The organism is Gordonia malaquae NBRC 108250 (assembly GCF_000344135.1).
Taxonomy (GTDB): domain Bacteria; phylum Actinomycetota; class Actinomycetes; order Mycobacteriales; family Mycobacteriaceae; genus Gordonia; species Gordonia malaquae.
Genome location: NZ_BAOP01000001.1, coordinates 86,659 through 110,497, shown reverse-complemented (window position 1 = coordinate 110,497; position 23,839 = coordinate 86,659). Strand labels below are relative to the sequence as shown.

General features: G+C 66.0%; 24 protein-coding genes and 1 other RNA gene. 12 read left to right on the top strand and 13 right to left on the bottom strand.

Going from position 1 to position 23,839, the window contains the following annotated elements; all coding sequences use genetic code 11:
• Positions 1 to 13: 13 nt before the first annotated feature.
• Together GM1_RS00605 and GM1_RS00600 are read right to left on the bottom strand one after the other, a co-directional pair.
• Positions 14 to 340 (bottom strand): branched-chain amino acid transporter permease, encoded by a 327-nt coding sequence (locus tag GM1_RS00605; protein WP_008375799.1) that lies wholly within the window; start codon positions 338 to 340, stop codon positions 14 to 16.
• Entirely contained in the window at positions 333 to 1,031 is a 699-nt protein-coding gene (locus GM1_RS00600; protein ID WP_008375798.1) for an AzlC family ABC transporter permease, read from the bottom strand. The genes GM1_RS00605 and GM1_RS00600 overlap by 8 nt, the downstream gene beginning before the upstream one ends.
• 80 nt (positions 1,032 to 1,111) lie before the next feature.
• Between GM1_RS00600 and GM1_RS00595 the strand changes: the two genes are divergently transcribed.
• On the top strand, positions 1,112 to 1,552 hold the full coding sequence (locus GM1_RS00595; RefSeq protein WP_008375797.1) for an Lrp/AsnC family transcriptional regulator: 441 nt from the start codon (positions 1,112 to 1,114) through the stop codon (positions 1,550 to 1,552).
• Positions 1,553 to 1,609: 57 nt separating this feature from the next.
• Here the strand turns inward: GM1_RS00595 and GM1_RS00590 are convergent, their stop codons facing one another.
• Together GM1_RS00590 and GM1_RS00585 are read right to left on the bottom strand one after the other, a co-directional pair.
• Positions 1,610 to 2,830 carry an acyl-CoA dehydrogenase family protein gene (locus GM1_RS00590; protein ID WP_008375795.1) on the bottom strand — a complete coding sequence of 407 codons (1,221 nt, stop codon included), beginning with the start codon at positions 2,828 to 2,830 and terminating at the stop codon, positions 1,610 to 1,612.
• Between the two features lie 31 nt (positions 2,831 to 2,861).
• Positions 2,862 to 4,229, bottom strand: coding sequence for an acyl-CoA dehydrogenase family protein (locus GM1_RS00585; RefSeq protein ID WP_008375793.1), 1,368 nt, complete (start codon positions 4,227 to 4,229; stop codon positions 2,862 to 2,864).
• 138 nt (positions 4,230 to 4,367) lie between these two features.
• On the opposite strand from GM1_RS00585, the gene GM1_RS00580 reads away from it, so the two are divergent.
• On the top strand, positions 4,368 to 5,027 hold the full coding sequence (locus GM1_RS00580; RefSeq protein ID WP_008375792.1) for an MBL fold metallo-hydrolase: 660 nt from the start codon (positions 4,368 to 4,370) through the stop codon (positions 5,025 to 5,027).
• Between the two features lie 2 nt (positions 5,028 to 5,029).
• Here the strand turns inward: GM1_RS00580 and hisN are convergent, their stop codons facing one another.
• Positions 5,030 to 5,827, bottom strand: coding sequence for a histidinol-phosphatase (gene hisN, locus GM1_RS00575; protein ID WP_008375791.1), 798 nt, complete (start codon positions 5,825 to 5,827; stop codon positions 5,030 to 5,032).
• A 50-nt stretch (positions 5,828 to 5,877) separates the two neighbouring features.
• Here hisN and GM1_RS00570 point away from each other — a divergent pair, with 50 nt between their 5' ends.
• Genes GM1_RS00570 through smpB form a run of 7 tightly spaced genes read left to right on the top strand, consistent with a single transcriptional unit; the run spans position 5,878 to position 10,881 of the window.
• A complete protein-coding gene (locus GM1_RS00570) occupies positions 5,878 to 6,246 on the top strand; it encodes a hypothetical protein (RefSeq protein WP_008375790.1) in 369 nt (122 codons plus the stop codon).
• 4 nt (positions 6,247 to 6,250) lie between these two features.
• On the top strand, positions 6,251 to 7,363 hold the full coding sequence (prfB, locus tag GM1_RS00565) for a peptide chain release factor 2 (RefSeq protein WP_008375789.1): 1,113 nt from the start codon (positions 6,251 to 6,253) through the stop codon (positions 7,361 to 7,363).
• A 60-nt stretch (positions 7,364 to 7,423) separates the two neighbouring features.
• Positions 7,424 to 8,290: a mechanosensitive ion channel family protein gene (locus GM1_RS00560; protein WP_223291448.1), complete on the top strand. Its 867-nt coding sequence runs from the start codon at positions 7,424 to 7,426 to the stop codon at positions 8,288 to 8,290.
• A complete protein-coding gene (locus GM1_RS21450) occupies positions 8,287 to 8,730 on the top strand; it encodes an Rv3103c transmembrane domain-containing protein (RefSeq protein ID WP_008375787.1) in 444 nt (147 codons plus the stop codon). The genes GM1_RS00560 and GM1_RS21450 overlap by 4 nt, the downstream gene beginning before the upstream one ends.
• A gap of 29 nt (positions 8,731 to 8,759) precedes the next feature.
• Positions 8,760 to 9,446, top strand: coding sequence for a cell division ATP-binding protein FtsE (gene ftsE, locus GM1_RS00550; protein WP_008375786.1), 687 nt, complete (start codon positions 8,760 to 8,762; stop codon positions 9,444 to 9,446).
• 31 nt (positions 9,447 to 9,477) lie between these two features.
• Positions 9,478 to 10,383, top strand: a complete 906-nt coding sequence (gene ftsX / locus GM1_RS00545) for a permease-like cell division protein FtsX (RefSeq protein WP_008375785.1) — start codon at positions 9,478 to 9,480, stop codon at positions 10,381 to 10,383.
• Positions 10,384 to 10,407: 24 nt separating this feature from the next.
• Positions 10,408 to 10,881, top strand: a complete 474-nt coding sequence (gene smpB / locus GM1_RS00540) for an SsrA-binding protein SmpB (RefSeq protein ID WP_008375784.1) — start codon at positions 10,408 to 10,410, stop codon at positions 10,879 to 10,881.
• Between the two features lie 22 nt (positions 10,882 to 10,903).
• On the opposite strand, the gene GM1_RS00535 is transcribed toward smpB, so the two are convergent.
• Positions 10,904 to 12,655 (bottom strand): CocE/NonD family hydrolase, encoded by a 1,752-nt coding sequence (locus GM1_RS00535; protein WP_008375782.1) that lies wholly within the window; start codon positions 12,653 to 12,655, stop codon positions 10,904 to 10,906.
• Positions 12,656 to 12,776: 121 nt separating this feature from the next.
• Between GM1_RS00535 and ssrA the strand changes: the two genes are divergently transcribed.
• Positions 12,777 to 13,149, top strand: a transfer-messenger RNA (tmRNA) gene (gene ssrA / locus GM1_RS21815).
• A gap of 264 nt (positions 13,150 to 13,413) precedes the next feature.
• On the opposite strand, the gene GM1_RS00530 is transcribed toward ssrA, so the two are convergent.
• The 3 genes from GM1_RS00530 to GM1_RS00520 form a co-directional block, all read right to left on the bottom strand.
• On the bottom strand, positions 13,414 to 14,439 hold the full coding sequence (locus GM1_RS00530) for an alpha/beta hydrolase family protein (protein WP_008375781.1): 1,026 nt from the start codon (positions 14,437 to 14,439) through the stop codon (positions 13,414 to 13,416).
• Positions 14,440 to 14,482: 43 nt separating this feature from the next.
• Positions 14,483 to 16,501, bottom strand: a complete 2,019-nt coding sequence (locus GM1_RS00525) for a PhoX family protein (protein WP_008375780.1) — start codon at positions 16,499 to 16,501, stop codon at positions 14,483 to 14,485.
• Between the two features lie 373 nt (positions 16,502 to 16,874).
• Entirely contained in the window at positions 16,875 to 18,536 is a 1,662-nt protein-coding gene (locus GM1_RS00520; protein WP_008375778.1) for a long-chain fatty acid--CoA ligase, read from the bottom strand.
• Between the two features lie 144 nt (positions 18,537 to 18,680).
• On the opposite strand from GM1_RS00520, the gene GM1_RS00515 reads away from it, so the two are divergent.
• On the top strand, positions 18,681 to 19,265 hold the full coding sequence (locus GM1_RS00515; RefSeq protein ID WP_075052056.1) for a QsdR family transcriptional regulator: 585 nt from the start codon (positions 18,681 to 18,683) through the stop codon (positions 19,263 to 19,265).
• Here GM1_RS00515 and GM1_RS00510 read toward each other — a convergent pair.
• From GM1_RS00510 to GM1_RS00495, 4 genes are read right to left on the bottom strand one after another with little or no spacing between them, the layout of a single operon-like run.
• Complete coding sequence (locus tag GM1_RS00510; RefSeq protein ID WP_008375775.1) at positions 19,226 to 19,570, bottom strand: DUF488 domain-containing protein; 345 nt, start codon at positions 19,568 to 19,570, stop codon at positions 19,226 to 19,228. The two genes, GM1_RS00515 and GM1_RS00510, sit on opposite strands and share 40 nt — an antisense overlap.
• Positions 19,567 to 20,625 (bottom strand): ABC transporter permease, encoded by a 1,059-nt coding sequence (locus GM1_RS00505; protein ID WP_008375774.1) that lies wholly within the window; start codon positions 20,623 to 20,625, stop codon positions 19,567 to 19,569. The genes GM1_RS00510 and GM1_RS00505 overlap by 4 nt, the downstream gene beginning before the upstream one ends.
• Positions 20,626 to 20,628: 3 nt before the next feature.
• Entirely contained in the window at positions 20,629 to 21,501 is an 873-nt protein-coding gene (locus tag GM1_RS00500; protein WP_008375772.1) for an ABC transporter ATP-binding protein, read from the bottom strand.
• A complete protein-coding gene (locus GM1_RS00495) occupies positions 21,498 to 22,127 on the bottom strand; it encodes an alpha/beta hydrolase (RefSeq protein WP_008375770.1) in 630 nt (209 codons plus the stop codon). The genes GM1_RS00500 and GM1_RS00495 overlap by 4 nt, the downstream gene beginning before the upstream one ends.
• Positions 22,128 to 22,193: 66 nt before the next feature.
• On the opposite strand from GM1_RS00495, the gene pgm reads away from it, so the two are divergent.
• Positions 22,194 to 23,837 (top strand): phosphoglucomutase (alpha-D-glucose-1,6-bisphosphate-dependent), encoded by a 1,644-nt coding sequence (gene pgm, locus GM1_RS00490; protein WP_008375769.1) that lies wholly within the window; start codon positions 22,194 to 22,196, stop codon positions 23,835 to 23,837.
• The last annotated feature ends 2 nt before the right edge of the window (positions 23,838 to 23,839 follow it).

Sequence of the window (23,839 nt, the reverse complement as noted above, 5' to 3'; positions counted from 1 at the left end):
GCGCACAAGGGGTTCAGAAGGTGACGGAGCTCAGAATCACGCACGTCGCAGTGCCGAGAACCAGCGAGAGCAGCAGATTTCGGCGCCACAGATGGACGCCGATCGTCACCGCGGCGCCAATGGTCTCCGGGAGGCCGTGTCGCGGCGACCCGAGGTCGACCTTGAGCAGGCAGTACAACGCCAGGATGAGCACTGCACCGGCGGGCATTGCGGTGCGGAGGAACTTGACCGCCGGAGTGTCGCGCATGCTCTGCGGCAATGCGAACGGAGCGGCGCGCAATGCGAACGTGATCGCCGCCGTGACGGCTATCGCCGAGAGCAGGTAGGCGGTGCTAGGCATGCGAGCGCGCTCCTTCCTTCGCTGCGTAGCGCAGCAGGATTCCGACGGTGAACAGGGAGATTGCGACGATCAGCATCGCCTCGGGCGCGATCAGATGGGCGATGACACCCGCGACGACGGCGATCGTTGCGGTCGCTGCGTCGCGGGACGCGTCCACTGCGTCGACGGCGAGGATCAGGAACAGTGCGGTCAAGACGAAGTCGAGCCCGGACAGACCGCTGAGCAGTGTCGGTCCGGCGAGTGACCCGGTGAGCGCGCCGAGCACCCACGAGACGTGCAGGCCCGCCTGGGTCCACAGCAGCTGACGACCAGACCATGCGCCGCCCTCGGGTGATGTCGCCATCACGTACGCCTCGTCGACGAGTGCGTACACGCCGTACGTCTTGGCGCCGCGCCCACGAAGCTTGTGGATCGGGAACGACAGTCCGTAGAAGAGGTGTCGGGAGTTCACCAGGGCCGCGGTCGCGGCGATCACGGCGAGGGGAGTGGCGACTGCGAAGAGCCCCACGAGGATGAACTCGGCCGACCCGGCGAATATGACCGCCGACATGACCGGCGCCACCCACCAGTCGAATCCCGTTGTGCGCGTGAGGACTCCGAACCCGAGGCCAAGCGCGAAAAGGCCGAGCCAGACCACACCCGCAGCCTTCGCGGCCGGCGGCAGGCCTTCGAGGAGGCGAACGATCTTCATGTAGCAATTCTAGGAATTCTCGCCCGCAATGTGCTGTCTTGTTCTGGCGCAATGGTGGACATTTGAGCAATGATCTAACTGTGGATGCATTGGATCGAGCCATAATCAAAGAGTTGCAGCGAGACGGCCGTGTGACGAATCAGGAACTGGCTTCACGGGTGGGCCTGACGCCTGCGCCATGTCTTCGCCGAGTCCGACGTCTCGAAACCGACGGGGTGATCCGCGGCTACTCCGCGGTGGTCGATCACGACGCGATGGGGCTCGGGTTGGAGGTGATCGTCAACGCCGAGCTCGTGGCGAAAGACTGGGAGACGGTCCGCGACTTCGAGAGTCGGGTGGCGGCCATGGACAGTGTGGTCGAACTGCGTCGAATGTTCGGCCTGCCCGACTACCTGATCCGCGTCCGAGTGCGTGACACCGCGGAATACGAGCGGTGGGTGACGGCCGATCTCATGGGCGACCCGGCGATCGCCCGGCTCGACTCCAGGATGACCATGAAAGTCCTCAAGGGCAGCTCGTGACCGAATGCAGGAGGACCCCACCGGTCGGTGAGGTCCTCCTGTGCGAAACGGGTGCTGCTACTTCAGTTCTGAACTGCTCTTGCCGAGCACTCGACGCGCGATGATCAACTGCTGGATCTGCTGGGTGCCCTCGAAGATGTCGAGGATCTTCGAATCACGGGCCCACTTCTCCAAGAGCGTGCGCTGCGAGTAACCGAGCGTCGACGCGAGTTCGACGGCCTTGTTGGTCACGTCGGTGCCGGTGCGTCCGGCCTTCGCCTTGCTCATCGAGGCTTCGAGCGAGTTCGGCATCTTGTTGTCGGCCATCCACGCCGCGCGCAGCGACAGGAGATACGCGGCCTCCCAGTCGGACTCCAGGCGGATGAACTCGGCCGCGGCGGCGGGCTGATCTGCTGCCGGGCGGTCGTAGTCGATCTCGATGCCTGCGTCCTCGAGCAGCTTGCGCAGCTCCTCCAGGGCGGCCCGTCCGACGCCGACGGCCATCGCGGCCACCATCGGTCGGGTGTTGTCGAAGGTCTGCATGACCCCGCCGAAGCCCTTCTTGACGTCCACCTCGGGCGAGCCGAGCAGGAACGTCGCGGGGATGCGGCAGTCCTCGAAGCGGATCACCGCGGTGTCGGACGCGCGGATGCCGAGCTTGTGCTCGAGACGAGCGATCGTCACGCCGGGGTGCTTGCGGGGGACGACGAAGCTCTTGATCGCGGCGCGACCGAGGCTGCGGTCGACGGACGCCCACACCACGATGTGCGATGCACGCGAACCCGCGGTGACGAAGATCTTCTCACCGTTGAGCACGTACTCGTCGCCGTCACGGACCGCTGTGGTGGTGACCGCCGCCGAGTCGGACCCGAAGCTCGGCTCGGTGATGGCCATCGAGGCCCACACCTCGCCGCCCATCTCCTCGATCTGCTCGTCGGTGGCGACGGCGGCGATGGCCGCATTGCCGAGGCCCTGGTACGGGATCGACAGCATCAGGCCCACGTCGCCGTACGACGCCCACAGGGCGTTGAGGACGGACTGCATGTTGCCGCCGTTGGCGTTGTAGCCCTCGGGACGTTCCTTGTTCGCGTCGCCACGGCCACCTGCGGCTCCCGCGCCGGCCTGGCCTGCGGCGGCGAGGCCGTTGTACAGGTTGGCGAGGGTGTCGAGCTCTACCGGGTACTCGTGCTCGGCGAGGTCGTACTTGCGGCTGATCGGGCGGAAGATCTGCAGGGCCGCCTGGCGGGCCTGGTCGATCGTCGACTCGAGCTTCTTCGGGAGTTCAAGATTGATTGCCATGTGAGGCTGCTCCTTCTCAGGTCGTCGTCCGTCAGAGGACGATGACGCCCTCGCCGATGCCCGCGCCGCGCAGATCGCGGTACCAGCGCTCCACCGGGTGCTCCTTGGTGAAGCCGTGGCCGCCGAGCAGCTGCACGCCGTCCAGGCCGATCTGCAGGCCCTTGTCGATGGTCAGCTTGCGAGCGAGCGCGGCCTCGCGAGCGAACGAGAGTCCCTGCTCGGCGCGTGACGCGCCGCGGAGCGTCACCAGACGCAGACCGTCGATCTCGGTGGCCATGTTCGCGACCATGAACGCCACGGCCTGGCGGTTGGAGATCGGCTCGCCGAAGGCCTCGCGCTCGTTGACGTAGGGGACCACGTAGTCGAGCATCGCGGTCGCGGTGCCGACGGCGAGCGCCGACCAGCCGAGGCGCGACAGGCGCACCACGTCGCGGTACGCGGCGGCTGCCTCGTCACCCTCGACCTCGCCGAGCAGTGCGGTGGCGGGCACCGACACGTCGTCGAGGATCAGGCGGCCCATGCCTGCGGCACGCAGGCCCATGCCTGGGTCTGCCTCGACGGACAGGCCCTTGGTGTCGGATTCGACGATGAACAGGGCCGGACGGCCGTCGAGCTGTGCGCCGACGATGAACAGCTCGGAACTGCCTGCGGCGGGCACGAAGCTCTTCACGCCGTTGAGGCGGTAGCCGCTCGGGGCGCGGGTGGCCTTGGTCTGCAGCGCGAACGCGTCGAAGAGCGGACGCGGCTCAGCGATGACAACGGCCGACGTCGGGACGTTCTCACCCGCGTAGTCGGGGAGGTAGGTGCGCTGTTGGCCGTCGCTGCCGAAGTTGGTCAACGTGGTCGCGACGCCGCTCGGTGCGAGCAGCGGCACAGCGAGGCCCATGTCGCCGTAGGCCATGGCCTCGGCGACGAGGGCGTTGGTGACGACGTTCCGGTCGGTGGCTGCGCCGTCGAGTTCCTCGGGCACGTTGATCATCGTGATGCCGAGTTCGGCGGAGCGCTTGAGGATGTCCTCGGGAGCGGTCGCGGCGTTATCGGCGTCGTACGCCGCCGGACGCAGGATCTCAGTGGAGAAGTCCTTGACGGTCTCGGCGATCATCGCCTGCTCGTCGTCGGGGTTCAGGTTGAAGAATCCCTTGGACGAGGTGGCCGGACGCTGCGGCTTGCCGCCGCCCGCGACCTGCGTGAACGCACGGTTCGCTGCGCCGAGGGTCTTGAAGCCGGTCTTCGTGGCCTCGTAGGCCACCCGGTTGATCGGTTCGCGCAGGCCGTACTTCTCGGCCAGGTCGGATCCTGTGATGGCGGTCAGAACGCGCATCGCGGTTCCGATGGCGCTGCGCTTGTGGGGTGCGTTGCCGACGGACGACGTGTCGCGGGGCTCGGTGTTGGTTGTCATTTCCTCACCAGATGTGTCGAGTGAACGGACCGGCGGAGTTCTTACTCCGTAGTAAGAACTGACCTTACTCCGCGGTAAGAAAGTTGTCACGCGTCAATGGCGAAGTCGTCTCGGGCAGCGACGAGTAGCGTCGAGAACATGCTGTTCACTCACCTCGAACACTCCTGCGTCCTCGTCGAGCACAACGGGACGCGGGTCCTCTTCGACCCGGGGAACTTCTCCACCGGATTCGAGACATTGACTGGGCTGGACGCGATTCTGGTGACCCACCAGCATCCCGATCACGCCGACCCCGCGCGACTGCCCGCACTCGTCGAGGCCAACCCCGACGCCGTCCGGTACGCCGACCCACAGACCGCGGCGCAACTCAACGCTCGCGACGATGCGGGTCGGTGGTCGGTGATCGCGCCCGGAGAACTCCTCACCGTCGGAGCGTTCACCGTGCGCGGCACCGGAGGGCGACACGCGGTGATCCACCCTGAACTGCCCGTGATCGACAACATCTCGTACGTCCTCGACGTCGACGGCCGACCCGGTGCGTTCTGCCACCCCGGCGACAGCCTGTACATCCCGTTCGAGCGGATCGACGTCCTCGCGTTGCCTGCCGCGGCGCCGTGGCTCAAGATCAGCGAACCGATCGACTACCTGCGTGCCGTGAGTCCCCGTGTCGCATTCGGCATCCACCAGGCCGTCCAGTCAGACGCCGGTCGTGCCGTCCACAACGCACGTCTCGCCGAGATGGCGCCCGACGGCACGGACTACCGAGTCCTCCCGGTCGGCGAGGCCGTCGAGCTCTGAGCTCATCGCAAAGCGGCGAGGACCTCGTCGTGCAGCAGCCCGTTCGACGCGACGGCACTGCCGCCTGCGGGCCCGGCGCTCCCGTCCAGGGCTGTGAACCGCCCGCCGGCCTCGCGGACGAGGATGTCCAGGGGAGCGAGGTCCCACAGGGACACCTCGGGTTCGGCGGTCACGTCAACCGAACCCTCGGCCACGAGGCAGTAGTTGAAGAAGTCGCCGTACCCGCGGACCCGCCACACGCTGTCGGTGAGGTCGATGAACTGATCTCGGATTCCGAGGTCCTTCCAGCCGGAGAGGCTCGAGAACGCCAGTGACGACGACGCGAGGTCGCCGACCTTCGAGACGCTGATCGAGCGTTCGACCCCGTCGTGCGAGGTGAACGCACCCGCACCCGCCGACGCCCACCATCGCCGATTCAATGCGGGCGCGCTGACCACTCCCACAACGGGAACGCCGTCGACCAGCAGAGCGATCAGCGTGGACCACACCGGGACGCCGCGGACGAAGTTCTTGGTGCCGTCGATCGGATCGATCACCCATTGGCGGCCCTGCAGCACCTGGTCGCCGCCGAACTCCTCGCCGAGCACGGCGTCGTCGGGCCGGGCCTGCTGGAGCCGGTCCCGCAACAGTCGTTCGCAGGCGAGATCGGCGTCGGACACCGGAGTCAGGTCCGGCTTCGAATCGACCTGGAGGTCGAGTGCGCCGAAGCGGGTGGAAGTCAGAGCGTCTGCGGCAGTCGCGAGCTCGAGGGCGAGGGCGAGATCGGACGCGTGTTCGGAACCTGCGGAGTCAGTGGCCACGCGGCAACGCTACCGAGAAAGCGCGCAGGCCGCGACGGTAGGGTGAGGCCATGCCGTCGTGGATACTCGTCCTGTTCACCGCGCTGTTGATCGTGAGTGTGATCCTGCTGAAAGTGTCACGCGGAAACGGTCCGGCGGGTGGGTTCGGCACGGCCTCGGCCGGCCGAGGATACGTCGACGGCACCATGACGATCACAAGTGCGGCCAGCGGCGCCATGGACCGGAACGGCGCCCGAACCTGCACCATCGCAGGAACGATCATCGGTCCGGATGCGCCGGGGGTCGAAGTGTACGGGCGCGTGGTCCTGCCGTCCGGAGCTGTCGAGCCGAGGCCGGGTGAAGATCGGCCCGTCGTGTACAAGCCCGGTAAAGAGGAATCCACCTGGCGTTTCGGGACCCTCTCCGACTCGGTAGGCTGACCGGGTGCATCCCGAAGCCTCTGCCGACCTCGAATCGCTCGACGCCACCTTGACCACGGTCGAGAAAGTGGTGGATCTCGACGAACTCCGCCGCCGTATCGACGAGTTGGAGATGCAGGCGTCCGATCCGGACCTGTGGAACAACCAGGATCACGCGCAGAAGGTGACGAGCGAGCTGTCGCACGCCCAGAGCGAGTTGCGGCGCGTCACCGAACTCCGGTCACGGCTCGACGATCTGCCGGTTCTCTACGAACTCGCCGAAGCCGAAGAGGGCGACGACCAGGCTGCCGCGATCGCCGACGCCGACGCCGAGCGAGCGGACCTGCGGCGCGACATCGCCGCGATGGAAGTGAAGACCATGCTCGCCGGTGAGTACGACCCGCGCGAGGCCCTGGTCAACATCCGTTCCGGTGCGGGCGGTGTCGACGCTGCCGACTGGGCGCAGATGCTCATGCGCATGTACATCCGGTGGGCTGAGCAGCACGGTCACTCGGTGGAGGTGTACGACACGTCGTACGCCGAAGAAGCAGGTCTCAAGTCGGCGACCTTCGCGATCAAGGCACCCTACATGTACGGGACTCTCTCTGTGGAGCAGGGCACCCACCGCCTGGTCCGCATCAGCCCCTTCGACAATCAGGGGCGGCGTCAGACGTCGTTCGCCGAGGTCGAGGTGCTGCCGGTCGTCGAGACCACCGACCACATCGACATCGACGAGAACGATCTGCGTGTCGACGTCTACCGCTCGTCGGGCCCCGGCGGACAGTCGGTCAACACGACTGACTCGGCCGTCCGCCTGACCCACGTTCCGACGGGCATCGTCGTGACGTGTCAGAACGAGAAGAGTCAGCTGCAGAACAAGGCCGCCGCGATGCGCGTCCTGCAGGCCAGGCTCCTCGAGCGCAAGCGTCTTGAGGAACGCGCCCAGATGGACGCCCTCAAGAGCGACACCGGCGCCAGCTGGGGCAATCAGATGCGCTCGTACGTCTTGCAGCCGTACCAGATGGTCAAAGACCTGCGGACCAACGTGGAGAGCAACAACCCGAGCGCCATCCTCGACGGCGACCTGGACCGCTTCATCGAAGCGGGCATCCGCTGGCGGATGGACGAGAACGCGTAGGGCTCGCCTATGAAGCCGCAGGTCACGTACCTCGTCGACACTCTCGGGCTCCCATCGTGGATGCGGAAGTGGGAGGAATGGCTGGCCGTCGACTTCGTCAGCATCCTGCTGTGGATCGTCGGAGCGATGTTGCTGGTCCGCTGCATCCGCTGGGCCGCAGACAAGTACTCCCAGCGCACGCTGACGCGCTTCGAGAACAGCGACGACATCGTCCAGTCCGAGGACATGAAACATCGTCGGGCACTCGTCGACGTCGTGGCCTGGACTCTCATCGCCATCGTCGTCGTCGTGGTGGGACTGAGACTGCTGTCGTCGTGGGTCACCACATCGAGCCTCGTGGGACTGAGCGCTGTGCTCGGCGCCGCGCTCGGTTTCGGTGCACAACGCATCGTGCAAGATGTGCTGGCAGGCTTCTTCATCATCGCCGAGCACCAGTACGGGTACGGCGACGTCGTGAAGCTGTCGGTGTCCGGCAGCGACGCCGAGGGCACCGTTGAAGATGTCACTCTCCGCGCGACGCGGTTGCGCAGTTCGGACGGCGAGCTGATCACCGTCCCCAACGGCCAGATGATCAAGTCGACGAATCTGTCGAAGGACTGGGCGCGAGCCGTCGTCGACGTCCCCGTCCCCGCTGACGCCGACATCAACGTGGTCAACGAGACCCTTCGCGAGGTGGGCCGCCGCTTCTACGCCGACCCGAAATGGCATCGCCTGCTGCTCGACGAACCGACGCCGCTGGGCGTGATCAACCTCGAACTCGATTCGTTGACCGTCCGCATCGTCGCGCGCACGCTGCCCGGTCAGCAGTTCGGAGTCGGTCGCGCGCTGCGGTCGGAGATCGTGTTCGGTCTCTGGCAGCACGGCGTCGACGCCACGTCCGCCGAGGCCACTGCGTCCGACGACCTGACCGAGGGGAGCGCGGAATGATCGACCCGACACCGAGCGGGCGCAATCCGGTGCCCGTCGAACCCCAGACCCGCCTGGAGAAGCTCGCGCATCGGATGCGGCACGTCTACCACACGAGACTGCGCACCACGACGCTTGTGCTGTGCGCAGTCTGGCTCGGCCTGCTGGCGTTCTACGGGTTCTCGTCCGGGCACTACAACCCGCCGGAGGACAAGACCGCACCGGTGACGCAGACGCGGCAGACACCGGTTCCGGAGACCACACAACCCGAGGCGCCGACATCGACGGAGGAATCGACGCCGACGACCACCGAGGACACCACGGAGCCGACCGACACGTCGACGACGGACGGGCCGGCGAATCCACGCCGATCGGCACCCGCCGAGACCCGGTTGAGCACCACTCCGACGGCCGACCGGGACACCGACACGACGACGCCGGAGACCAGCACCGGTCGCTGACGGGTGCATCATCAGTACACTTGGTCAGCGTGATCAAGCTGTCGAATGTGACGATGCAATACGCGAAGTCGACCCGGCCCGCGCTCTCGGACTTGACGCTCGAGATCGACAAGGGCGAGTTCGCGTTCCTGATCGGCCCGTCCGGCTCGGGCAAGTCGACGTTCTTCCGTCTGCTCCTCAAAGAGGACCGACAGACGTCGGGCGACACGTGGGTCGGCGACTTCCACGTCAACAAGCTCAAGGGACGTCAGGTCCCGAAGCTGCGACAGTCGATCGGCTGCGTGTTCCAGGACTTCCGCCTGCTGCAGCAGAAGACCGTCGCCGACAACGTCGCGTTTGCGCTCGAAGTGATCGGGAAGCCGGCGTCGACGATCCGCGAGGCGGTGCCGGAGACACTCGAGTACGTAGGACTCGCGGGTAAGGCGAACCGCATGCCGCAGGAACTGTCCGGTGGCGAGATGCAGCGGGTGGCGATCGCCCGCGCGATCGTCAACCGTCCGGCTCTGCTGTTGGCCGACGAGCCGACGGGCAACCTGGATCCCGAGACCAGTGAGGAGATCGTCGACGTCCTCGACCGAGTGAACAGGGGTGGCACGACGGTCGTGATGGCCACGCACGACAGGCACATCGTCGACTCGATGCGCCGTCGCGTCGTCGAGTTCAACAACGGTTCCCTTGTCCGCAACGACGACTACGGCGTGTACGGCATCGGCTGAGCCGACCGTAGACAGGAGAGACAAGCACCTCATGCGCGCGAACTTCATCATCCGCGAGGTCCTCAACGGACTTCGGCGGAACATCACCATGACTGTCGCGATGGTTCTGACCACCGCGATCACCCTCGGCATGCTCGGCGGCGGAATGCTGGTGATCCAGATGGCCGACAAGAGCCAGAAGATCTTCCTCGACCGGGTCGAAATGCAGTTCTTCATCAACGACGCCGTGACGAAGGCCGACCCGAACTGCCTGTCCGCACCGTGCACGACGCTCCGGACGAATCTCGAAGCCGAGCCCGGGGTCGGTTCGGTGACGTTCATTAGCCAGGATCAGGCGTTCCGCACGGCGAAGGCGGCGTGGGAGAAGGATTCTCCTGAACTGGCCGACTTCATCCGCAAGGAGGCGTACCAGGGTGCGCTCCGCGTCCGAATGGACGACCCGAGTCGTTTCGGCGACGTGCTCGACAAGTTCTCGCGGGCGGAGGGCGTCGACGGTGTCCTCGATCAACGTGACCTCGTCAAACGCATCTTCAGTGTGCTCGACGGCGCGCGGAACGCCGCGTTCGCGATCGCCGCGGTCCTCGCCGTCGCGGCGATCCTGTTGATCGTCAACACCGTTCAGATAGCGGCGTACACCCGCAAGACGGAAGTGTCGATCATGCGTCTCGTCGGCGCGACGCGGTGGTACACGCAGTTGCCGTTCCTGCTGGAAGCGGTGGTCGCCGCGGTCGTCGGCGCGTTGCTCGCGATCGGCGGTCTGTTCCTCGCGAAGATATTCTTCTTCGACAAAGCGCTCGAAGACCTCTACGGTGTGAACATCTTGGCGCGCATCACGACGGCCGACGTATGGTTCGTCTCTCCGTGGCTCGTCCTGTCCGGCATCCTGCTGGCGGGTCTGACGGCCTACGGCACGTTGCGCGTCTACGTCCGAGAATGAACACGAGTGATCAGGAGGTGAATCGTGCCTAGAGAGAAGGGCAAAGCGGTGATCGCGACCAACCGCAAAGCTCGGCACCTGTACACCATCCTGGACACGTACGAGGCCGGCATGGTGCTGCAGGGCACTGAGGTGAAGGCGCTGCGCGAGGGTAAGGCGTCTCTCGTCGACGCGTTCGCGACGATCGACGACGGCGAAGTGTGGATCAACGGTCTGCACATCGCGGAGTACGGCAGCGGAACGTGGACCAACCACGCACCTCGGCGCAAACGGAAGCTGCTGCTCCACCGGCGGGAGATCGACAATCTCATCGGGAAGATCCGCGACGGCAACTTGACGTTGGTCCCGCTGCAGATGTACTTCTCCGATGGTCACGCCAAGCTCGAACTCGCTCTCGCACGCGGTAAGCAGGCGCACGACAAACGCCGTGACATCGCCGAGCGAACGGCCAAGCGTGAGGTCGAGCGCACCATCGGCCGCCGCGTGAAGGGCATGTGAGCGCTCACCCGAGCTGACGAGGTCAGCGGATGGGCAGCGTGAGCGTCTGTTGCGCGCCCGCGGTGATCGTGACCGGCGCAGGAACGGAGCCGCCGCGGTAGTTCGTCGAACCGCCGGACACCAGGACTCGAATTCGATGGCCGCGGTCGAACCGGTGGACGAACGCTGGAACGGTGATCGTGGCCGGGCGGGTGGGGTCGGCGATCCTGGTCGGCGCGACTTGGTCGCCCACTGTCGTCACCTGCCCCGACGGCGCGACGTCCTGGATGCGCACGAACACGACCAGCCGGTCCGCCACAGGTACGAACGGACGGACGTTCGTCCGCAGTCGGAGCTTGACGGTCGGGGCGCCGACGACGTCGGTGGACCCTCGAAGAGGCGCCGAGTCCCAGCGTGCGAACGTGCCGGGGACGTCATGGCTCGGGGCGGTGATCAACTTGAGGCCGTCGGGAGAGTCGCCCGTGGTCGGCAGGCCGAACGGCGGGGTGGTGAAGTGCGCAGTCCGGTCGACGAACGGATAGGTGACGGTGGAATCGAGGTCGACCTCGGCCGATGTCGCATACGCCGGAGCCGCGTCTCCTCGGTACGACACCCAGTCGCGGAAGTAGGCGAACGTCGGCCCGGTCGACCCCGGTGAGCCCGCGAGGTAGTGATCGATCCACTCGATCTGCCGTCGCGCGACGTACTGCCTGGCCGGATCAGGGCGTTTCTCGTCGAAATCGCCGGGGGCGGCTGGACCGGAATGACCACCCGAGTACCAGATGAGTCCGGTGGGCACCCCGTTGGCGCGCAGACCGCGGTACGTCGCGAGAGATTCGTTGAGGTTGAAGAGCGTGTCGTTCTGCCCCTGGATCAGCAAGGTCGGGATGCGGACCCGATCGAGATATCGGGCGACCGATCCGGCTCGGAGCCTGTCGACCACTCGCGGCTCGGGAACGCCGGACGTGATCCCCTCGACCACCCCGTCGCACACTTCGCGCGGAAAGTTCGGACATCCGGTCAGCCGGTCGGGGGTGACGGCGGGGTCGGTCACGCCGGAGACGATTCCGCCTGCGGCGAACGTCATGCCCCAGTTGATCTTCGCGGCGCCCGGGGTTGCCGTGGTGACGCCCCGGGTCTGGCCGACGCTGTTCGGGAAGACGGAGTACGACAGGTCGTTCCACGTCGCCATCGGGACGATCGTGTCGAGGCGCGGGTCGACTGAGGCGGTCGCGAACTGGATCTGGCCGCCGTACGATCCGCCGACCATGCCGACCCGTGGATCGTACGCGTGGTGTCGTCCGTCCGAACCGCGGTCGTCGAGCCGGACGTTCCTGACGGGAGCTGCGGGGGCTCGATGCGATTGGTCGCGGTAGGCGATTCCACTCGACCCGCCGAGATAGCTGATGAGCTTCGACGCGGCTCTGCCGTCGATCGACGGGGTGTCGAGCGTGACGCGGCATCCGGAGCCGCCGAACCCGAGTCCGGAGTAGGCGAGGACCACGTACCCGCGCTTGGCGAACATCAGTGCCGAGCCTGTGAGGTCGTCCTTCGATCCGGCGAATCCGTTTGTCGTCAAGATCGCAGACGCGGGCGTCGAACGAGTCGCCGAGGACGGTGTGTACAGGTCGCCGACGATGTCGCACCCGCCGCCCGCGTCGAAGTGAAGCGTCTGGACGGTGACGGCCCGGGGACGCGCGTGAGCCGGTCCAGGCCACGCCGTCGCACTGACTGCAACGACAGCGAGCGCGGCGAGTGCACGGATACAGAGTGACCTGGTTCTCGTCACGCACATGACGTTACCCAGGTCTCAATGAGAAACCGACTGCGACACCGGGCATGGAGAATAACGGGATGATTCTTCCCGGCAGGTTGGTTATCATTAGATGTCCGCCGGAAACGGGGGACACCACCTAGGGGCCGATCGGTTTCGACTACGTGCATCGAGGTGGGGGAAGCGTGTCGGTGCAGGCTAGAGACCACCGTAAGCGTCGCAGCAACCAATTAAGCGCCGATTCCAATCAGCGCGACTACGCACTCGCTGCTTGATCAACGAGGCTAGTCTGTCGGCCCGGTTCTAAGTTCCCGGAACCGGATGCCGGCATCAGCTAGGGAACTCACTGTCGTCGCCGGTCGCGGACGGCGACAGGACAACAAACAGCGACTGGGATCGTCATCCCGGCTTGTTCGTGAGACCGGGAGATCCAAGTAGAGACATAGCGGACTGCACACGGAGAAGCCCCATTGACGTGACGGAGGACCCGGGTTCAATTCCCGGCGGCTCCACTCTAGGCCCCCGACCTGCTCGTCAGGTCGGGGGTTTTCTCGTCGGCGAGGGCACCTGCGGAACGACAAAACGCCCTCGACCCGGGGAGGTCGGAGGGCGTCTTGTGGAACGGCTTCGAGTTACTGCACGCCGGAGAAGACGTGCGTGAGAGCCTCGAGGACGTGGGGATTGTCCTGGATGGTGTTCCACAGCCACTGATCGAACATGAAGACCTCTTTACCTAGTCTGGGTGAATCATTCGGATGACACAGTAAATCACGTCGGTGTCATCCCGCCTGCCGCTTGGCGAACACTCGGAGTGCGTCCAGGTAACCCGGCACGTAAATAGACCTCGGGGCGAAGATCGTGCGTCCGACGGCTCGCAGATCGTCGGGGTTGTACTCGATGTCGTTGCGCGTCATGCTGTGGGTTCCGTCAGGAAAGTCCTTGACGGTCAACGTGTTCGGCGGCATCGTCGCCCGGTAGACGCGCTCGGTCTCGGCGACGTCGACGTTCCGGTCACGACCGCCGAGGATCAGCAGCGTCGGGATCGAGATGCGTGCGATGTCGGCGGTGGAGTCCGAACGGAAGTTCCGCGAGACGAAGCCCCACCGTTCGGCGGTCATCGGATCGGGGTCCACCCCGGACGCGCGGTACGTCGCGTAGTCGGCTCCCGCCTTCAAGAGCTGGATCTGGCGGGCGCGACGCCCCAATTCGGACGCCACGCGGTCGGGAGACGCTCCCGCCGCGGCGAGGTCTGCGCGCAGGTTGAACTCGCCCTGGCGCAGCCAGTTGATGGCTGGGCCCACGAGGATCATGAACCGTAGATCCGGCCGTGCTCGGGCCACTTCGGGGAGCACCCAACCCGCCTGGCTGACGCCCCACGCTCCGATACGCGTGGTGTCGATGTCGTCGCGTGTGTGCGCCCAAGCGATCGCCGCGTCGACCTCGGCGGCCCGATCCTGCATCGACTGATCGAGCCAGTCGCCGGGGGCGCCGTCGACGCCGGGCTTGTCCCACGAGAGGCTGGCGAAACCCGCCTTCGCGAAGGCGTCCCACAGTGGCTTGTAGGCGTCGTCGCGGCTCGCATTGGCAGGGCCGTCACCGTGCACGAACACTACCAGCCCGGATGGGCCGCTCGACGCCGCTGGTCGGGCGAGGACACCGTGCAGCTCACCACGCGGACCCTGGATGGTGACGCGCTCCTCGTGGAACTTGAAGTCGTTCGCCACGAGCACCCACACGGTGACGCCGAGGACCAGCGCCACGATGGTGCCGATCGCCGCCAGCGTCAGTTTCTTCCTGCGGCTCACAGTGTGAGCTTAGTCTGCGGACTCGGGTGCATCAGACCCCTGGTCAGCCGCCGATCGGACCGTAGCCGTCACGCCACACCGCGACGACTGCCGGACGCGGTTGCGAGTCGCCGCCGTCCGGCCAGTGCGAGAACGGCTTGTCCGCCGAGTGATCGTCCTCCTCGCCGGGATGCTGGACGCAGACGATCACACGTTTGTCGCCGATGATCGGACCGCATGTCTCGGCGGCGCGCGGCACGGTGAGGAACTGTTTGGTCTCGCCGCGACGGTCGCCTTCGAGGGCGACGGCGAACAGGCCGTCATTGCTGTCGAGGGCGTTGCCGTCGGTGGAGATCCACAGGTTGCCGTGAGGATCGAACGCGACATTGTCCGGGCAGGAGATCGGGCTGACCTGGGTCTTGTCGAACCCGCCGTAGTAGGTGTCTGCCTCGTTGGGGTCGCCGCAGACGAGGAGCAGGTCCCAGGTGAAGGTCTCTCCGGCGTGATCGTCGGTCATCTCGAGGATCTGACCATTCTTGTTCTCGTTGCGCGGATTCACTGCATCGGGACCGGGCTTGCCGTCGACGCCGCGTTTGGTGTTGTTGGTGAGCGCGCAGTACACCTTGCCGTTGGTCGGGTGCGGCTCGATGTCCTCAGGGCGGTCCATCTTGGTGGCGCCCGCCTTGTCGGCGGCCAGTCGGGTGAACACGGCGACCTCGGCGGCCGTCATGCCCTTGATGTGCGAGGTCGCGGAGCCGTCGGAGGCGACGGTCATCAGCTTGTGCCAGCGACCGGAACCGGCCGCATCGTCGACCGAGACCGGCTTCTCGCTGCTGAACTCGGCCACGTACAAGGTGCCTTCGGTGAGGATGCCCATGTTGTGGCGGAGGTCGCCGTCCTTGATCTTGCGGCTGGACACGAACTTGTAGATGTACTCGAAGCGCTCGTCGTCTCCGGTGTAAGCGACGACTGTGCCGTCGGCGGTGACGTGGATGTTCGCCGACTCGTGCTTGAGGCGACCGAGCGCGGAGTGCTTGAGCGGAGTCGACTTCGGGTCGGTGGGGTCGACCTCGACGACGTATCCGAAACGATTGGCCTCGTTGGGGTCCTTATCGAGGTCGAAGCGCGACTCGTATCGACTCCACTGGTGGTAGTCGGCGTCGTCCTCGAAGCCGTACCGGTCGAGACGTTCGGACGCAGTCTTGTCGGTCACCTTCCCGAAACCTGAGAAGTAGTCGGGGAAGTTCTCTTCGCCGGACAGCATGGTGCCCCACGGGGTGATGCCGCCCGAGCAGTTGGCGATGGTGCCGTGGATCGTCGTGCCCGCGGTGTCGGCTTTGGACTTGACCAGGTCCGTGCCTGCGGCCGGACCGGTGAGTCGGAACGGGGTGTCGGCGGTGATGCGACGGTTGCGGGGTCCGATGACGGGAGTCAGGGAGCCGTCCTTCGACGAGCCGGCGACTTCGAGGACCGTGATGCCGTGCGCGGCCATCGAGATCCGCGCCTGCTGTTCGGTCGGCTCCTTCTCCTTGTAGCCGCGGAACATGAACTGCTCGGTCGTGTACTCCTGGTTGACCACTAGGTAGTATTTGTCCTTTTCCCCGGCGATGGGGATGAGGCCGGCGAAGTCGTTGTTGAAGCCGAACTGTTTGGCCTGCGCCTCGGGAGTCTGCTCGTCGAAGTTGAACTCCGGGGCTCCGGGCAGCACGGGGTCGCCCCACCGGATGACGACCTTCTGCTGGTACCCCTTCGGGATGCGGAGGGCGTCGTCGGTGTTCGGCATGACGGGGTCGAAGCGCATGCCTTCGAGGGGGCCGCTCGACGCTGTGCTGCCGCCGTCGTCGCCGCACGCGGCGAGCATCGACGTGGCGCCGACCGCGACGACGGCGCCCACGGTGCCGCGCAGCACAGTGCGACGCGACAGTGCGGTGCGGGCGACGTCTCGGAAGTAGGGGTTGTCGCTCTTGTTGCCGGGCTCGTGCCAGCACGCCTCGCCGCACTTGTACTTGCAGGTGGTGCGCGACCGGGCCGAACGGCCGACGTCCGCTCCGCCGATGGTGAACAACTGCAACGGGATACGCATGAAGATGCCTTCACTCAGAGTGCTGGGTCCGCTATGGGCTGGCGGATACTCCGGTGACGTTAGGCATGCCGGTTCACGCGATGGTTTCGTCCGATTGAACGACAGACGAACGCGGCGCAGCCGTCAGGCTTCGGCTCAAGTCGTTCCCACGGATACGACAACTCCCCGGGAGCGAACTGGTGTCAGTCCAACTCCCGGGGAGCAGTGAATCGTGGTCGTTACTTGACGCCGGAGAAGATCAGCGTCAGGACGCCGAGCAGCCCGTCGTGGCTGTTGATCGCATCCCACAGAGCCTGATCGAACATGAGGTTCTCCTCTCGATTGAGCGTTGTACCGCAGGATTCACGCTACAACGTCAACCTGAGGACGGGTCTCAGCCGTTGTCGGGTTCGCCGAGCACGGTGTAGTCGCCGTCGGCGTACTCCTTGCGGACGCGCTTCTTGTCGAACTTGCCGACCGAGGTCTTGGGGACCTCGGTGACGAACGACCAGCGCTCGGGGATCTGCCACTTCGGAACCAGATCTTCGAGGTACTTGCGCTGCGCGTCGATGTCGGCGTCCTCCTCGGAGCGGACGACCGCCAGGACGAACGGGCGCTCGTCCCACTTCGCGTCGGGCACACCGACGACGGTGGCCTCGACGATCGTCGGGTTCGACGCGATGATGCTCTCGAGCTCCACCGACGAGATCCACTCGCCGCCTGTCTTGATCATGTCCTTCGCGCGGTCGACGATCGTCATGAAGCCGTCGGGAGTGACGGTCGCGACGTCGCCGGTGCGCAGCCAGCCGTTGTTGAACTTCGACTCGTCGGTGACGTTGCCTGCCGGGTCGTAGTAGGCGCCGGTGATCCACGGGCCCGAGACCTCGAGTTCACCCGCGGACTCGCCGTCCCACGGCTGCTCGGTGCCGTCGTCGCCGATGAGGCGGGCGGCGACGGGCGACGGGAAGCGGCCCTGGGTGACGCGGTATGCGAACTCGTTCTCCTCGGTGGCGCTCACCGGGGGACGGGCGACGGTGCCCAGCGGCGACGTCTCGGTCATGCCCCACGCGTGGATGATGGTGACGCCGTAACTGTCGAACTTCTTGATCATCGACGGCGGCACGGTCGCACCGCCCACGACGACCTCGCGGAGATGGCTGATGTCCTGCGGCTTCGCGTCGAGCATCGCCGAGACGCCGGCCCAGATCGTGGGGACGGCAGCGGCCAGGGTCGGCTTCGCGGCATCCATGATCTGCAGCAGCGGCTCGGGCTGCAGGAAGCGGTCGGGCATGATCAGCGTCGCGCCGCACATCATGGCTGCGTAGGGCAGACCCCACGACATCACGTGGAACATCGGGACGATCGCCAGCATCTTGTCGGCGTTCGACAGACGCATGCCCATCGTCGTGGTGACGATCAGCGAGTGCAGGTAGATGCTGCGGTGGGAGTAGACGACGCCCTTCGGGTCGCCGGTGGTGCCCGAGGTGTAACACATGACGGCGGCGTCGTTCTCGTCGATGTCCGGCCATTCGAAGGTGGTCGGTTCGCCTGCGATCAGTTCGTCGAACTGGTGGACGGTGATGCCCTCGGGTGCTGTGATGGAGTCGGCGGGACCGTTGACGACCACGACGTGCTGCACTTTCGGGGTGCCGGGCAGGTACGCGGCGAGCATCGGTGCGACGGTGGCGTCGACGAAGATCACCTTGTCGTCGGCGTGATTGATGATGAAGACGGCCTGCTCGGGGGACAGACGCAGGTTCAGGGTGTGCAGGACCGCACCCATCGACGGGACGCCCGCGTAGATCGCCTGGTGTTCGTTGTTGTTCCACATGAAAGTGGCGACGCGGTCGCCGCGCTCCACACCGAGCTTGGTCAGGGCGTGCGCGATCTGAGCGCCGGTGTCGGCGATCTCGGCGAACGACTGGGAGCGCAGCGACTCGCCGGTCCACGTCTGGATCGACGCTTCCGGGAACATGCGGCGGCTGTACTCGACGAGGCTCGGAATCGTCAGTGCTCCGCGTTGCATCGTGGTCTGGATCAAGAGAGTCTCCTTCATTCGCGCCGTCCGGATGGACCGGACCATAGGTTCGCCGGAAAGTGAGCGGCTTCACTTCTCCATCGGCTAGTTTGCAACATTAGACCAGAAACCGCGCACCATTCCTGAGAAATGGTGCAGACGATGGAATGTGAGGCCGGTCGGGTGACGTCCAACGATGTGGTGGCACTTGCCACGAGGGCATTCATCGCAGGTGAACGCATCGAGGTCGGCGAACTCGCGACCGAGGCCGGCGTCAACCGCAGCACCGTCTACCGGCGCTTTCACGGCAGAGACGGTCTGCTCGGAGAAGTGATCTGGGGTCTGACGTCGCGCACGATGGAGGCGGCGATCCGCCGGTCGCGCGGCGAAGGCGCGGCACGGATCACGTCGTTGATGGTCGAGTTCGCGACACTCGCGAACACCGCCGATCACATCCGACTGTTCTTCAGCCGTGAACCCGAACGTGCGCTGCGCGTCATGACGACACAGGCCGGGGGAGTGCAACCCAGGATCGTCGAGCGGATCACCGAGGTGATCGACGACGAAGTGGCCGCAGGCCGCCTCACACCCCCGCTTCCGACTCCTGACCTGGCGCTGATCCTGGTCCGGATCACCGAGACGTTCGTCTACGCGAATGTCATCACCGGTGAGGAGCCGGATGCGGTCAAAGTGGGTCAGGCGTGCGGCGCGCTACTCGGGGTGAACGCTCATGAACTCCTGAGCGCGGCGACGATCACCGGAACGTGACTGTGCTCCACGTCTTTCGCCGCGGTGGCGATCTCGACGTCGCCGGCGGATGCGAGTTCTCGCAACTCGCCCAACGCTGAGGCCGCCGGACCGCCGGTCAGTTCCTCGCGGTAGCGCGCCGCGAACACCTCGTACTGGTCGCGGTTGGCGTGGTACCAACTGCGCAGTTCGTTCGACGGGGCGACGTCCTTGCACCACCGGCCGATGCGCGGGTCGTCCTTCCGGATGCCGCGTGGCCAGAGTCGATCGACGAACACCCGGTCGGCGGTCGGGGGATCGTAGACGCGGGCGACGGTCACACTCATGCGACACGCACCCCTCGCGCGAGCTTCCCCGCCGGTACGCGGAGACGGCGGGCGGCCACCCACAGGCCGAAACCGCCGATGGCCAGCGTCATGGCCAGTCCGATGTACCAGCTGCGGCCGACGTTCTGGGCCGACCAGTCCTCGTCGTCGTCCAATGGGCCGGAGGAGTGCACCTGACGGTCTCTGCACTTCTCGTCGGCCACCTCTGGCCCGGTCCTCGCCGCGGACAACAGGTACGAGAAGAATCCGGCCCCTCCGGCGTTCGATCCGTCGTCGAAGTCGCTGATGCCGCCCGCAACGGTATCGCTGACGATGAGCAGGGGGTTCGGTGCGAGCATCCACCACGTGTACTCGGTGTGGTGGAACTCCTTGTCCTTCATCACGAGAGTGCAGCTCGAGGGAACCGACGACGAGGTGTAGTCGTAGTGCGTGACCGCCACGCGGTGGTCCTGCGCGACGAGCGGATAGGTGAAGCCGAAGCCGATCGGCAGGCCGATGAGCAGGAACAGCACGGTGGCCTGGGTCAGCATCGCCGACGCAGCCGGGCGGTTGGTCAGTGAGGAGAAGCCGAGCCCGATGGCGCAGTAGCCGAGCATGATCAACGCGGTCACGATCACGGCGAGGACACCGAACACGAGCGAGGTGCGACTCGTCGCGATACCCCACAGGAGATAGGGGAGAGCCACGCCGATCAGGGCGAGTGAGGCGAGCCACGACCCGATGAGTTTGCCGATCGCGATGTCCCACGAGGAGATCGGGGTGGCCTGGACCAGAGCGAGCGTCGCGTCCCTACGGTCGCCGTTGATCGAGGTGGCGCTCAAGGTCGGCGCTGCCGCGACGCCGAGGAACAACACGATGCCGAGCGTGATGTCGAGGAGGTTCCTCGACCAGTCGCGATAGGTGGCGCCCGCGATCCCGACCACGAGGTACAGCGAACCGAGGATGAACATGCTGACGAGCAGAAAGAGGATCCCGGCGGTGATCTGCCAGCGGGTCGAGCGGATGCGTTGACGGACTTCGAGTCCGGCGAGGGTGAGAACTGCCTGCAGGTTCATGGGTCAGGTCCTGTCGGCGTCGAGGTCGAGGTAGGCCTGTTCGAGACCGCTGGTGACACGACTGAAATCGGCGATCGGCGTGCCTTGTGCGACGAGGCCTGCGAGGTGCTTCGCGGCCGACTCGTCGTCGGGGAGATCGATGTACGACGCCTGGTCGGCGGGTTGCCCGACCAGGCGGATACGCCATCGTGGTGCGGCCGTGGCGGGTGTTCCGCGTGTCGCGCCACCCGTCATCATCACGACGTCGTCGACCATCTCTTCGAGCTCGCTCAGGATGTGCGAGGAGATGACGACGGCGGCGCCTGCGTCCGCCAGTGCTCGGAGCTGAGATCGAAGTTCGATACGCGAGCGTGGGTCCATTCCCGATGCGGGCTCGTCGAGCAGAATGATCTGCGGCCGGTTGACCAGTGCACGCGCCAGTCCGAGTCGCTGCTTCTGACCGCGAGAAAGGCCGGATGCGGGATGGTCGGTGAACTCGACGAGGTGGACCTGGTGGAGGAGTTCCACTGCGCGCCGGTCGGCGGTGGCCTTGTCGGCGCCGTGCAGGCGCCCGAAGGCGGTGAGGATTTCGCGGGGCGTCAACGATTCCCAGGTGCCGAAGACGTCGGGCATCCATCCGATGTGAGCGCGGAGCGACTTCGGGTCAGCGGGTGCGCCTGCGAGGAGGAGTTCACCGCGGTCCGGGGCGAGCAGGCCCGCCAGCATCAGGAGGAGGGTCGTCTTTCCTGCACCGTTCGGTCCGACGAGACCGATGATCCGGCCGGAGTAGAGGGCGATGTCGGCGTGCGCGACCGCCTGATGTCCGCCGAACGATCGGGCCAGTCCGAGTCCGGTCAGGGCGGGGACGGTGGACGTCCAGCCGTGTTGTGCAGTCACGCGGTCACCTCGTCGAGGACACGCGCTCGTTGGAGCGAGTGCCGGACGAACGCAAGCGCCTCGGAGTGCCACAACCCGACGTGGTCGAGCATCGGATGTCCGCCTCCGGGGACGCCGATGTAGGTGGCGTCGAGGCCGCGGTCGGCGAGCTCGGCGATGCCTTTGGCAGTGCGCGCCGGGTAAGTGACCGTGTCGGCTTCACCGTGCACCGCGACGACACGCGCGCCGTCGTGGATCTGCCGCCAATCGGCGTACTGCCACCACGGTGCGAGCGCGAGGATGTCGGTCACTCGCTCGTCGTCGCCGAGCTGCGCGGCTATCCGACCACCCATCGAATGCCCGATGACGGCGACCGGGGCGTCCGGATTCTCGCGGGTCAGGACCTCGAGAGCGTGTCGTGCGTACGGCATGGGGCTCGCCTGACCGCCGTTCCAGCCGTAGACGCGGTACTGCGCCTGGTGGACGCGCACGCGGCTGCCGAACGTCGCGCGGATAGACGCGGTGAACGGGTACATCCGCACGGCCGACCCCTGCCACGGCGAGAACGGCCGGTAGCTGAAGTCCGTGCCTCCCGGCAGAACGAGAACGTTGAGGTCGGGTGTCCGACCTTGGATTCGCGTGAACATTTGCCCCCAGTTCGCTTGGCCCTTCTGCTCCGACAATAGCGACTCGTCGATGGCAGAATCGTTCACATGGCGCACCCGAGAGCTGGAACCCCTGCCCGCGACGAGGACCTGATCGACGTCGCCGCCGTGGAGCAGGCGTACTACGACGTGAAGCCTGACCCGTCCGATCCGGGGCAGCGGGTTGCGTTCGGCACGTCCGGGCATCGCGGCACCAGCGTGAACGGCTCGTTCAACGAGGCGCACGTGCTGGCGATGACGCAGGCGATCGTCGAGCATCGGGAGCGTGCCGGGATCGACGGACCGGTGTTCATCGGCTTCGACACGCATCTGCTGTCGAAGCCGGCGTGGCGGTCGGCCATCGAAGTGCTCGCAGGCAACGGCGTCACGACGTTCACGGCGGTCGACGACGATTACACGCCCACTCCGGCGGTGAGCCGTGCGATCCTCCGGTTCAACACCGAGAACCCAGGCGTGCAGGCTGACGGCATCGTTGTCACTCCCTCGCACAACCCGCCTGCCGACGGTGGATTCAAGTACAACCCGCCCAACGGCGGACCGGCGGACACGCCGATCACGAATCCGATCGCCGAGCGCGCGAACCAGATCCTGGAGAATGGGTTGCGTGATGTGCAGCGGATCCCGTTCGAGCGGGCTCGCGATTCGGAGTTGGTGATCGAGTACCCGTTCTCGGGGGAGTACGTCACCGCTCTCGGCGAGGTCGTCAATCTCGGCGCGATCGCTGCGGCGGGTGTTGAGATCGGCGCCGATCCGCTCGGCGGTGCCTCGGTGAACTACTGGTCGGAGATCAAGGACTTCTACGGCCTCGACGGCCTCACCGTCGTCAACCCTCGGGTCGATCCGGCGTTCGGGTTCATGACTCTCGACACCGACGGCAAGATCCGGATGGACTGCTCGTCGCCGAACGCGATGGCGTCGCTGATCTCGCGTCGCGACGAGTTCGACATCGCGACCGGCAATGACGCCGACGCCGACCGCCACGGCATCGTGACCGGTGACGCAGGTTTGATGAACCCGAATCACTACCTCGCCGTTGCCATCGACTACCTGTTCTCACACCGCGACGGCTGGCTGGAGAACGCGGCGGTCGGAAAGACTCTCGTGTCGTCATCGTTGATCGATCGGGTGGTCGGCGGACTCGGACGGCGACTGCTCGAGGTTCCGGTCGGGTTCAAGTTCTTCGTCGACGGACTGCTCGACGGAACTGTCGGATTCGGCGGGGAGGAGAGCGCAGGAGCGTCGTTCCTGACCGTCGACGGCCGTCCGTGGTCCACGGACAAGGACGGCATCATCATGAACCTGCTCGCCTCCGAGATCCTCGCCGTGACCGGGAAGACCCCGTCGGAGCGGTACGTCGAGCTCGTCGAGCAGTACGGCGAATCGGCCTACGCGCGCATCGACGCCCCGGCGGGGCGGGAGCAGAAGGCGAAGCTCGGGGCGCTGTCGTCGAGTCAGGTGTCGGCGACGGAGCTGGCAGGCGAGAAGATCACGGCGATCCTCACCGAGGCGCCGGGCAACGGTCGCGCCATCGGTGGGCTCAAGGTTACGACCGACAACGCCTGGTTCGCCGCCCGCCCGTCCGGCACCGAGGACGTCTACAAGATCTACGCCGAGAGCTTCCACGGTCCCGACCACCTCGCTCAGGTCCAGGAACAGGCCCAGGCCCTCGTCGACTCCGTTCTCGCTGACTGATC